Below are 12,352 nucleotides of genomic sequence, written 5' to 3' on the forward strand. Positions count from 1 at the left end.
GAAGGATGAGTCCCGGCGTGGGATCTACGGAGCGAACTGACTGTTCAAGGGCGCAAACGGCGTCCGGGACTCGATGACGGAGCGCTACTCCGTCAGGTGTGACAATACAAGGGCGCAATCCCCGAAGGGCATTGCGCCGTATCGACCGCCGGGGTGCCTCGCCGCATATATGTATATGTGCCTCCGCGTTCAAAGTGGATAGGACCACCAACCGGACCACTTGCTGGCCCCGCCCCGCCGAGCCCAGCACCACACCCGCAACACTCGCCTCACAAACTACAAACCACTACGTTTCCAAGTCCCACCGCCTTCAAAACACTACCGTACATGGCCGCATCGGCCTGGCTGCTGCATTTCAACGACAAGCACTGCAATACCACCCGCTAAACCACCCCAAAGCTATTTGCCTGTTTTGTGTGTCATGGCGCACACACTTGCGCAAATCAGATGACCATTCGTTGACAGCGGTTTTACAGTGGTATTGAATTGATCTTGTATTCAATTGGTATCAAACCAATCCAACAAGGCCGGCGCGGTACACGACACGGCCTCCAGGGAGCAAGAGCAGGATGTCCATTGATTATCTGATCGGCGTGGATGGCGGCGGCACCGGTACCCGGGTGGTCGTGGCTGATCGCGACGGTCGGGAGCTCAAGCGTGCGCAAGGCGGCCCATCCGGTCTCGGGCTAGGCATCGAGCCGGCCTGGCAGGCCGTGCAGGCCACCGCCGCCAGCGCCTTCGCCGAGCTCGGCGTCAGCTACAGCCCGGTGCATTGCGCCATTGGCCTTGGGCTCGCCGGCGTGCACAACGCCGGCTGGGCGCAGGCCTTTCTGCGCGCTGCCCCCGGTTATGCCCACATCGCCCTCGATACCGACGGCTTCACCACCCTCCTGGGCGCCCACGGCGGCCAGCCTGGCGCCATCGTCGCGGTCGGCACCGGCACCATCGGCGAGGTCTGGTTCGGCGGTGACGACAAGCGTACCGCCTCCGGCTGGGGCTTCCCCAGCGGCGACGAAGGCAGCGGCGCCTGGATAGGCCTGCGCGCCGCCCAGCTGGCGCAAAAAGCCCTCGACGGTCGAGCCCCGCGCGGCCCGTTGGCCGAGGCAGTGATCGCCCATTGGGGTGGTAGCGTCGACGCCGCTTTCAGCTGGCTGGGCGCTGCAACTCAGACCACTTACGCACAACTCACACCACTGGTTATACAAACCGCCGCGAGCGATCCGGCGGCTGATACCATTCTGGCCCAAGCAGGTGTGGAGGTCGCCGCCATCGCCGATGCGCTCGACCCCAACCACAGCCTGCCTCTCGCGCTGTGTGGCGGTCTGGCCGAGGCACTCGCTGCCTGGCTGCCCCCGGCGCTACTCAACCGCGCGCGCCCCTCGCAAGGCGATTCAGCCACCGGCGCGCTGCATCTGATACGGGGTCGCCTACATGGATAAGGCACGCGAAAACGCGCTGCTCGCACTCAAGCCGGACGCAGACAGCAGCACACCGCTCTATCTGCAGGTCGCCAACAAGCTGTCCAACGCCATCGCCACCGGCCTCTGGCAGGCCGATGAAGCCCTGCCCAGCGAGCGGGTGCTGTGCGACATGCTGGAAATCTCGCGCGTCACCGCCCGCAAGTCCATGGACATTCTGTTCGAGCAAGGGCTGATCGTCCGTCGCCAGGGTTCCGGTACCTATATTGCACCGCGCCTGGTGCAGCCGCTGTCGCGCCTGACCAGCTTCTCCGAAGAGATACGCAGCCGCGGCTTCGCCCCAGCCTCACGCTGGCTCAGCCGCGAGATCGGTATCGCCAGCCAGGAAGAAGTCCTGCGCCTGGGTCTCTCGCCTGCCGCCACCGTGGCCCGCCTCAAGCGCCTGCGCATGGCCGACGACACGGTCATGGCCGTCGAAACCTCGACCCTGCCCAGCCGTTACCTGCCCGATCCCGGCTCGGTAGGCGATTCGCTGTACGCCTATCTGGACGGCCGCGGCACCCCGGTCACCCGCGCGCTGCAGCACATCAAGGCGGTCAACGCCAGCGACGAGATCGCCCAACTGGCCGGCATCCCATCGGGCAGCGCCATGCTGATGATCACCCGTATCGGCTACCTGGACAGTGGGCTGCCGGTCGAACTGACTTATTCCTACTGCCGCAACGACTACTACGACTTTGTCGCAGAACTGCGCCGCTAAGCGAACGTACAGCAATGCTTACCCTCACAGGCAACATCCTCACTCCCGACGGTTGGCAACACGGTCAGTTGTCTTTTGACAGCCGTGTCGTCGGCATCATCGGCGCGCCGCTCGATCCGGCCAGCAATGCCGACGATATCCTGCTGCCCGGCTTTATCGACCTGCATGTGCACGGCGGTGGCGGGCGGGACGTGATGGAGGGTGCCGATGCACTCGACGTGATCACCCGCACCCATGCCCGGCACGGCACCACCAGCCTCCTGGCCACCACCATGACCGCCCCCAAGCGCGAGATCGAACACGCGCTCAACGGGGTACAGCGCGCCATCGCCCAACGTACCGCCGGTGGCTCGCGCGTGCTCGGAGTGCACCTGGAAGGCCCCTATATCAATCCGGGCAAGCTCGGTGCCCAGCCCAACTTCGCCCGGGACGGCATCCTCAGCGAGATCTCCGGCTTCAATGAACTGGCCCCGCTCAAGGTACTGACCCTGGCGCCCGAGGTACAAGGCCACATGGAGCTGATCAGCGACCTGGTGTTGCGCGGCATCCGCGTCCAGCTCGGCCACACCCTGGGCAGCTATGAAGACGGCGTGGAAGCCCTCAAGCACGGCGCCACCAGCTTCACCCACCTGTTCAATGCCATGACCGGCCTGCACCATCGCGAACCCGGCATGGTCGGCGCTGCCCTGGCGCACGCCGAATACGCCGAGCTTATCCCCGACCTCCTGCATGTGCACCCGGGTGCGATCAAGGCCGCCCTGCGCGCCATCCCCAAGCTCTACTGCGTCACGGATTCGACCGCTGCCGCCGGCATGCCCGACGGCAACTACAAGCTGGGCCGCCACACGGTCACCAAGTGCATGGGCGGCGTTCGCTTGCCCGATGGCACCCTGGCCGGTTCAACCCTGACCCTGGACGAAGCCCTGCGCAACCTGGTCGGTCTGGGCCTGGACCTGGACGACGCCGCCCGCCGGCTGTCCACCTACCAGGCCGAGATGCTGGGCCTGAGCGACCGCGGCCAGCTCAAGGTCGGCGCCCATGCCGACATCGTGGTGTTCGATCGCAACCTGAAACTGAAGGCCGTCTACGTCGAAGGCGAGCTGATTCCCGGAGAGCAGCAGTGACAACTTGCATGTGGAAAGAGATGCGCGAAGGCCCCGAGGCCGTCGCCCGCCAGGCAGAAAAGCAGGACGCCCGCTACGCCGAGCTCGGCGCACGGCTGCGCCATACCGATCCGCATGCGCTGGTGACCGTGGCCCGTGGCAGCTCCGACCATGCCTCCGCCTACCTCGCCTATCTCACCATGCTGCGCCTGGGCCGTCTGTCCCTGTCCCTGCCCATGTCGCTGGTCACCATGTACGACGCCCCGCTGGACGTCGCCGGTACCGTTGCAGTTGCCATCTCGCAATCGGGCCGCAGCCCGGACGTGGTCGAACCGATCAAGCGCTTTCGCGAAGGCCGCGCCCAGACCGTTGCCCTGGTCAACGACCCCGCCTCGCCGCTGGGCGAAGCCGCCGAGTGGACCCTGCCGCTGGAAGCCGGCCCCGAGTACGCCGTTGCCGCCACCAAGAGCTATATCGCCAGCCTCGCCGCCGGCGCCCGCCTGGTCGCCCACTGGGCCGACGACGAAGCCCTGCTCAAAGGCCTTGCCGCCCTGCCCGATGCCCTGCGCCAAGCCCAGGAAGCGGACTGGTCGGCCGGGGTCGAAGCCCTCAAGGACGCCGACCGCATCATGGTGGTTGGCCGAGGCCTGACCCTGCCGGTGGCCATGGAGGCCGCCCTCAAGTGCAAGGAGACCGCCGCCATCCAGGCCGAGGCCTTCTCCGGCGCCGAGATCAAGCATGGCCCCATGGCCCTGATCGACGAAGGCTACCCGCTCCTCATCTTCGCCCCGCGCGGCGCGGCGCAAGCCGGCCTGATCAAGCTGGCCGAGGAAATGCGCGGTCGCGGCGCCAAGGTGCTGCTGGCCGCCCCGGCCGACGTGGCCGAGCGCGAGCTGACCCTGCCGGTCGCACCGGTCGCCGAGCTCGACCCGATCACCGCCGTCGCAGCCTTCTACCCCATGGTGGAGGCGCTGGCCCGCGCCCGCGGCTTCGACCCGGACCAACCGCGCCATCTGAACAAGGTCACGCTGACCCGCTAAGTCGGCAGACCGGCAGTACCGCAGCAAGCAACAGACAGTAAAGAGCGTGCCCTGAACTGAAGTGCTCGAAAGCAGGCGTGAATTCAGGCCCTGGCGAGCACGGCGAGGTTCCCCGCCGGAGGGTGGGGCGAAGGGGTAGGAATTCGACACGGGGAGCGCTGGCTGTTTCAGGCTTACCCGGCAGCAAGCGCACGGTTTTCCGGGCGCCAGCGCCGAACGAACTCCTTACCCATCGCTTGCCAGCTCAAGACACGCTCTCGCGCTCGCGACCCAACGAAAAACGCGAGCACAGCTTTCTAAATGACGCCCGGCCTATGAGCCACGGCGCAGGAGTGGGTGGTGCACATGCGCACCCGGCTGAAGACGAAGTACTACGGGACTTACGTATCATGCAGTGGAGACAACTGACGCAAGCGCTGATGCTGCTGGCCGGCCTTGCCCTGAGCGACAGGGCCATGGCGGACAAGCCGCGCCTCGAATTCTGGACCCAGAGCCTGGCGCCCAAGTTCGACCCGTACTTCAAGAACCTCGTTGACCGCTACAACGCCGCCAACCCCAATGTGGAAGTGGTGTGGATCGACTATCCCTGGAACGTCATCCGCCCCAAGTTCACCGCTGCCATCGCCGCCGGCCGCCCCCCCGTGCTCGCCAATATGGACGTGCCCTGGGCCTATGAATACCACCTCAACGGCCTGATCCAGCCGGTGGACCAGCTCATCGACCGCAACCAGTACCTGGCCGGCGCGGTGCAGGACGTCACCTTCGAAGGCAAGACCTGGGCCGTGCCGTTCTATAACGGCGCCAACGTCATCGCCTACAACACCGCCCTGTTCAAGCAGGCCGGGCTCGACCCCAACAAGCCACCGCAGACCCTGGACGAACAGCTGCGCCTCGCCGGCATCATCAAGGCCAAGACCGGCGTGGCCGGCTTTGCGCCTACCCTCGGCCCCACCAAGCTCGAGGGGCTGATGAGCCAGGAAGGTCTGGACGTCATCCGCAACGGTCGCGCCGTGTTCAATTCGCCGGCCCATGTCGCGCTCGTCAACAAGCTGGCCACCGCCTACCGCAGCGGCGCCCTGCTCAAGGACGGCCTGTTCGCCCAGGACAACTTCCAGCTCTCCATGGCGGCCTACAACAGCGGCCGCATGGCCATGCTGGTCACCGTGCCTGCTGCCCTGGGTCGGGTTCGCGACGACGCCCCCGAGATCTACAAGGCCACCGCCGTCGCGCCAGTGCCGCTCAGCCCCAGCAAGGTCGCCGCCGGCGGTTGGCAGTTCACCTACGTGGTACCCAAGAACGTCGACCCCAAGCTGCTGCCGGAGATCGGCAAGCTGGCCCGCTACCTGACCAATGCCGAGAACCAGCTGGCCTTCGCCAAGCTGGCCGGCACCCTGCCGACCAACCGCCAGGCGGCCGCCCACGCCTACTTCCACGCCGCCCCGCCCGATGCCGGCGCCGCCGAGAAGGGGGTGATCGCCGCAGTACAGAACCTGGAATACGTCCGCACCATTTATCTGAGCGGCGTGAAGGACGCCGAGCTGCTCTCGACCAAGCTTTCCAGCGCCGTCGAGCAGGCCGTCACCGGCCGCAAGGACACCCAGCAGGCGCTCGATGAAGCGGCCGCCTTCTGGAACAAGAAACTGGGCGCGCTCTAAGCCCCCCATGCAACAGCAACCGTAACCGTGAGAACGACGTGGCCCACGCCCGCAACCGTACACTGACCGCCTACCTGTTCCTGGCACCCGCGCTCGCGCTGCTGCTGGTGTTCTCGTTCTGGCCGGTCGGCTTCGGCTCCTACATCGCCTTCACCAAGTACAACCTGATCGATGCTCCGGTCTGGGTTGGGCTGGAGAATTTCCGTGACCTGTTCAGCGAAGAGCTGTTCACGGTCTCGCTCAAGAACTCCGCCCTCTACCTGCTGGTGGTACCGGTCATCCAGGTGCTGGCCATCCTCTTGGCGGTGCTGGTCAACAACCAGTTGCCCGGCATCAAGCTTTTCCGCGTGGCCTACTACGTGCCGGTGGTCACCGCCGTGTCGGTGGTCGGCATCATCTGGAACTTCATGTACAGCGCCGACGGTGGTGCCCTGACCGTGGCGCTCAACCACACCCTGCAGTTCCTGCACCTGATCGACCAGCCCATCGGCATCCTCACCGACGACCGCGTGGCCTTGTTCGCCGTCATGTTCGTCACCATCTGGCGCGGCCTGGGCTGGTACATGGTGCTCTACCTTGCCGGCCTGCAATCCATCCCGGCCGATGTGTACGAGGCCGCCCTGCTCGACGGCGCCAACGCCTGGCAGCGCTTCTGGCGCATCACCGTGCCGCTGCTCTCGCCCACCATCCTGCTGTGCTCGCTGATGTCCATGCTGGCCGCGGTGAAGGCCTTCGAGGAAGTGCAGATCATGACCGACGGCGGCCCCTCGCAGTCGACCTATACCGTGCTGTTCTACGCCTACAAATTCGGCATCCAGGAACTCAAGTTCGGCCGTGCACTCGCCGCCAGCCTCGTCATGTCCGTGGTCTGTATCGCCCTGGCCTGGCTCAACTTCCGCTACCTGCAGCCCAAGAACAAATAAGTCGATGAGCAAAGTCCAAACCATGTCGCTGCCGACTCCCCAGCCCCTGGCCCAGGCCAGTGGCACCCGTGCCGTGTGGCGCCGCCTCGGCCGCCACCTGCCGCACTACGCGCTGCTGTCGCTGCTCGCCGTCATCACCGTCTACCCCTTCTGGTGGACCCTGGTCACCGCCCTCTCGACCACCGGCGACATCTACCGCTTCCCGCCACCCTTGTGGCCACAGGATCCCAGCCTCGACAACTTCATCGAGGTATTCAACACCATCAAGCTGATCACCTTCTACAAGACCTCCGTCCTGATCGCCGCCGCCACCGTGGTCGGCACCCTGGTGATCTGCAGCCTGGCGGCCTACCCGCTGGCGCGCATGGAATTCGCCGGCAAGCGCATCGTGTTCGGCGCCATCATCGCCACCATGATCCTGCCGGCAGAGATCAACTTCCTGGTCAACTTCATCACCATCGCCAAATTCAACCTGGTCGACACCATCGCCGGTGTCGTGCTGCCCAACCTCGCCGGTGCAGTCGGCATCTTCCTGATGAAGCAGGCCTTCGAGGCCGTACCCGGCGATCTGATCGACGCCGCCCGCATCGACGGCGCCAACGAATGGCAGATCTACTGGCAGATCATGCTGCCCTTGGCCAAGCCCGCCCTGGGTGCGCTCACCATCCTCACCATGGTCAGCGCCTGGAACCAATACATCTGGCCCTCGGTGGTCATGACCAATCCCGACAACTTCCCGCTCAGCGTGGGGGTGCAGTACCTGTCCAGCGCCTTCAGCTCCAAGACCCGCGTGGTCGCGGCCGGCGCAGTACTGACCATCCTGCCCATGCTGATCGTCTTCCTTTTCACGCAGCGTTTCTTCCTGCGTGGCTTTGACGGCGCGGTGAAATAGATGGCGATGGATAGCAAACGGATTGCAATGTGCGGCACCACACCGGTGCCCTTGGAGAACGCTGACTAGCAGGCCGACCGACTTGGGCTAGATGCCCCGCTCCCGCAGTAGCAAGCAATGACGCCGCCTTGCCCAGGCAAGGCGGTCAAGGACGCTTTTTGCCCGAAATCCGGGCAGCACCAGCCCGCCGAGCCGGCACGCGGCGGCGAAAAACGAAGGAATACGGCCATGGCCGAATTGAAGCTGCGCAACCTGCAAAAGACCTACGACAACGGTCCGACCGTCATCCACGGCATCGATCTCGATATCCGTGACGGCGAGTTCATGGTCTTCGTCGGCCCTTCGGGCTGCGGCAAGACCACCACCCTGCGCATGATCGCCGGCCTCGAAGACATCAGCGGCGGCTCGCTCAGCATCGGCCAGCGCCAGGTCAACGATGTCCCCGCCGCCAAGCGCGGCGTGGCCATGGTGTTCCAGAGCTACGCCCTGTACCCGCACATGACCGTGCGCGAGAACATGGGCTTCGGCCTCAAGCTCGCCAAGAAGTCCCGCGCCGAGATCGACGAAGCCGTACAGCGCGCCGCCGACATCCTGCAAATCACCCACCTGCTCGATCGCAAGCCCAAGGCCCTCTCGGGCGGCCAGCGTCAGCGGGTGGCCATCGGTCGCGCCATCGTGCGCAAGCCCGACGTCTTCCTGTTCGACGAACCCCTGTCCAACCTCGACGCCTCGCTGCGCGTGCAAATGCGCATCGAGCTCGCCAAGCTGCACAAGGACCTCGCCACCACCATGGTCTACGTTACCCACGACCAAGTGGAGGCCATGACCCTGGGCGACCGGATCGCCGTCTTCAACGGTGGCCGCATCGAACAGGTCGGCACCCCGCTGGAGCTCTACCAGCACCCGGCCAACCAGTTCGTCGCCGGCTTCCTGGGCTCGCCCAAGATGAACTTCCTGCCCGCCCGCCTCGCTGAGAGCAGTGCAGCCGGCAGCCGCCTCACCCTGGCCGGTAATACCGGTATTAGTGTACCGCAGAAATGCCCGCTGGCGCTCGAGAGCGCCATCACCCTGGGCCTGCGTCCCGAGCACATCAGCTGGCAGCCACAGGCCGCCGACAACACCATCCCCGCCGAGGTCGACCTGGTCGAGCACCTGGGTGGTGAGCAGATCGTCTACGCCCGCGCCGCCGGCATCGATCAACAGATCGCCTTTTCCTTGCCGAGCAAGGACATCGCGCCGGCACGTGGCGAACGCGTCTTCCTCAAACCCGAATTCGAAGCCTGCCATCTGTTCGATGCCGCAGGCCAAACCTTGGCCGGGCGCGCGGTCGGCGCCTGAGCTCAGTACAAGCCGGCCTGGCAGCAGTAGGAGGCAAGGGTCGGCTGCTTTGTTCCAGCAGCAATGTTGTACCTATCTAAACCACAGGAGAGCGGCATGTTTAACAAAAGGGTATTTGCAAAGCAGCACCAACCAAGGCCCGTCGCACTGGCGGTCGCCTTCGCCATGATGGGCGCAGCCGTCCCGGTCTTCGCCGACGACGCAGCCCCGGCCAAGGATGAAGCGGTGGTCGTCACCGGTATCCGCGCCTCGCTCAAGCAGTCGCTGACTCAGAAGCGCAATGCCGATTCCATCGTCGAAGTGATCACCGCCGAAGACGTGGGCAAGATGCCGGACAAGAACGTCGCCGACTCGCTGCAGCGTGTGGCCGGCGTCAATGTCGCAGCGGCTGGCGCCGGCGAAGGCAGCTTCGGCGAGAACGACCGCGTTGCGCTGCGCGGCACTCCGTTCGCCCTGACCCTGACCACCCTCAATGGTCACACCGTGTCGAGCGGCGACTGGTTTGCCGACAATATCGTCAACGGCGGCCGCAGCGTGAGCTTCTCGCTGTTCCCGTCCGAGCTGATCGGCCAGGTGGTGGTGCACAAGGGCTCCCAGGCCGACCTGCTGGAAGGCGGCGCCATGGGCGTGGTGGACATCCAGACCCGCAAGCCGCTGGATTTCAAGAACCAGATCAACGGCCAGGTCAGCATCGGCGGCGTCTACTCGGAAAACTCCAAGAAGACCGACCCGCAAATCAACGGCCTGTTCGCCTGGAAGAACGACCAGAGCACCATCGGGGTACTGGTCCAGGGTTTCCATGAGAAGCGCACCCTGAGCCGTGCTGGTCAGGAAAACCAGATCTGGTACGACAAGGTAGTGGCCAACTCCCCCATTGCCAACGCTATCCCTGGTTCAGTTGGCACCGTGACCAGCTACCTGGGCGGTACCGCCTGGTTCGAACAGGAGCGCACCCGCAATGGCGGCCTGATCGACGTGCAGTTCAAACCCTCGGCCGACGTGTCCTTCGACGTCACCGGCTTCTACTCGCACCTCGATGCACCCAATATCAACCATAACTTCATGCAATCGGTTGGTCTGTTCGGCGGCAACGCAGATCGCCCATACCCAACCGGCAATATCACCGGCTCGGCTGCCGGCGGCATTCTGACTTCCCTCAACATCAACAGTCCCGCAGGTTGTGGTGCTCCGTGCGCAGGTCTCTCCAGCGCGGTGCAGGAAGAGTTCTCCCGCCCGATCGCCGAGAGCAAGTCGCAGTTCGTCAACCTGGACGGCAAGGTCCGCGTCAACGACAAGCTCACCCTCGCCGGCAAGCTCGGTACTTCCAAGGGTGTTGGCAACACCGTCTCCGGCGCACTGGGCGTGTGGATGCCCTGGACCGGCGGCGGCTATCAGATTCGCGGTGTAGACCAAGCCGTGATCTACAACACCCCCGGCGCCGACAAGTTCTCCATCGGCGGCAACCAAGCTACTCCGTACACCTACGGCTCGCATGTCACTGCCACCGATACCGAGGACTACGGCCAAGTCGACGGCACCTACAAGCTGGACCTGGGCACCGTACAGCGCTTCAAGTTCGGCGCCCGCGTCGCCCGTCATGAGCGCGAACTGACCTCGATCGGCATCAAGGCGACGGACGCGCTCTCCAACGTAGCGAATCTGCCGATGAACGGCCTGACCGCTTTCCCAACCACCTTCAACGATCTGGGCGCCAACGGCGCCGGCTACTGGACCTTCTCGCAGGATGCGGTCAACGGCTGGCTGTCCCAGTACGCCTATTACGATGGCCACCTGCGCCAGTCCGAGTTCGACATCAAGGAACCGACCGAGTCGGCCTACGCGATGGCGGAGTTCGGTGGTGAAGGCTTCTCGGGCAACTTCGGCGTGCGCCTCGTGCACACCAAGGAAGACGTGACCCGCTATGAGATCGGTCCCTCGGGCAGCTTCGAGCCGCGCAACTACATCAACAACTACGTCGATGTACTGCCCAGTGCCAACTTCAAGCTGGACCTGAGCCGCAACCTCGACCTGCGCTTCGCCCTGAGCCGCACCATGGCTCGCCCGGAACTGGGTCAAATGGCCGGTGTGGACCTGCGTGATGTGCAAGGCTTCGGCACGGTCGGCAACCCCAACCTCAAGCCCATCCGTTCCAACAACGCGGAAGTCACGACCGAGTGGTACTTCGGCAACGACAACAAGTCGCTGTTGGCCGCCAGCCTGTTCTACTCGTCGCTGGATGGCTACGTGACTTATGGTTCGGGCACCGCTACCTTCTATAACCAGTTGAAGGGCGAGAATACGGTCTACCAGGTCGCCACCCCGGTCAACACCACCGCCGAGGTCAAGGGCCTGGAACTGGCCTACCAGCAGGCGCTGTGGGGCGGCTTCGGCGTGAATGCCAACTATACCCACACCATCGGCAAGGAAACCGGCAAAGCGCCAGGCTCGCAATGCGGCGCCCTGACCAACCCGGACTGCACCATGATCGGCACTTCCAAGAACGCCTACAACCTGGGCGCCTTCTACGAAGACGACAAGTTCAGCGCCCGCATGACCTACAGCTGGCGTTCGGGCTTCCTGAACGGCCTGAGCCGCAACAACTCGGCCTTCCAGGACTCGATCGGGACCCTGTCGCTGTCCCTGGGTTACCAGATCAATCCGAACCTGAGCATCTCGCTCGACGGCAAGGACATCAACAACCCCATGGTCCGTTCCATCATCCACACCCCGGGTGCTGGCGACCTGCCGGGCGCGCTGTACAAGAACGGTGCCCAGTACTACCTGACCCTGCACGCGAAATATTGATGGGAAGTAGAAATAGCAGTTAGGCCTGAAACTGCAGCTCATCGCCCGGCTTATCCCCGCAAGGAGGAGGCCGAAGTAGTAAGCCACCTGACGGTGGCAACGACTTCGCTCAGCCGGGCGCTTGGGCGGCAGTGGGCGATCGGCGGTCCCTCGCTGATTTAGCCCTGCCCCCCGCCCTCGCCTCCGCGAGGGAGCCTCCCTGACGGGAGAACGTGGGGGGCTCCGCCATTTGCTAGTGGCACGTAGCAAGCGGCAGCTCAGCGCCCGGCACAGCCGGGCGTTGGGCGGCAGTGGAAAGTCGGCGGGGCTTTGCTGATCTATCCCACTCCCCTCCGCCCCCGCCGCCGCGGGGAAGCCTCCCTGACGGGAGAGGGTGGGGCGCTCAGACATTCGTAGCACGCAACAAACGGGGGAGTCG

General features: G+C 64.7%; 9 protein-coding genes. All 9 read left to right on the forward strand.

All coding sequences use genetic code 11. The features are described 5' to 3' along the window. Positions 1-569 precede the first annotated feature (569 nt). A complete protein-coding gene (locus VIM95_RS01525; protein ID WP_331982078.1) occupies positions 570-1,439 on the forward strand; it encodes a BadF/BadG/BcrA/BcrD ATPase family protein in 870 nt (289 codons plus the stop codon). After that, a complete protein-coding gene (locus VIM95_RS01530) occupies positions 1,432-2,178 on the forward strand; it encodes a GntR family transcriptional regulator (protein WP_331982081.1) in 747 nt (248 codons plus the stop codon). Before VIM95_RS01525 ends, VIM95_RS01530 begins: the two co-directional genes overlap by 8 nt. Before the next feature lie 14 nt (positions 2,179-2,192). Continuing rightward, the gene (nagA, locus tag VIM95_RS01535; RefSeq protein ID WP_331982084.1) at positions 2,193-3,302 is read left to right on the forward strand and encodes an N-acetylglucosamine-6-phosphate deacetylase; all 1,110 of its coding nucleotides are present in this window, start codon (positions 2,193-2,195) and stop codon (positions 3,300-3,302) included. A 20-nt stretch (positions 3,303-3,322) separates the two neighbouring features. Next, positions 3,323-4,321: an SIS domain-containing protein gene (locus VIM95_RS01540; RefSeq protein WP_331982087.1), complete on the forward strand. Its 999-nt coding sequence runs from the start codon at positions 3,323-3,325 to the stop codon at positions 4,319-4,321. 389 nt (positions 4,322-4,710) lie between these two features. Then, positions 4,711-5,976 (forward strand): extracellular solute-binding protein, encoded by a 1,266-nt coding sequence (locus VIM95_RS01545; protein WP_331982090.1) that lies wholly within the window; start codon positions 4,711-4,713, stop codon positions 5,974-5,976. Positions 5,977-6,014: 38 nt separating this feature from the next. Next, positions 6,015-6,899 (forward strand): sugar ABC transporter permease, encoded by an 885-nt coding sequence (locus VIM95_RS01550; RefSeq protein WP_331982093.1) that lies wholly within the window; start codon positions 6,015-6,017, stop codon positions 6,897-6,899. Between the two features lie 4 nt (positions 6,900-6,903). Then, positions 6,904-7,791, forward strand: coding sequence for a carbohydrate ABC transporter permease (locus tag VIM95_RS01555; protein ID WP_331982096.1), 888 nt, complete (start codon positions 6,904-6,906; stop codon positions 7,789-7,791). A gap of 228 nt (positions 7,792-8,019) precedes the next feature. Further along, on the forward strand, positions 8,020-9,129 hold the full coding sequence (locus tag VIM95_RS01560; protein WP_331982099.1) for a sn-glycerol-3-phosphate ABC transporter ATP-binding protein UgpC: 1,110 nt from the start codon (positions 8,020-8,022) through the stop codon (positions 9,127-9,129). A 96-nt stretch (positions 9,130-9,225) separates the two neighbouring features. Then, positions 9,226-11,934 (forward strand): TonB-dependent receptor, encoded by a 2,709-nt coding sequence (locus VIM95_RS01565; protein ID WP_331982102.1) that lies wholly within the window; start codon positions 9,226-9,228, stop codon positions 11,932-11,934. Positions 11,935-12,352 lie beyond the last annotated feature (418 nt).

This window comes from Chitinimonas sp., from assembly GCF_036568685.1.
GTDB lineage: Bacteria > Pseudomonadota > Gammaproteobacteria > Burkholderiales > Chitinimonadaceae > Chitinimonas.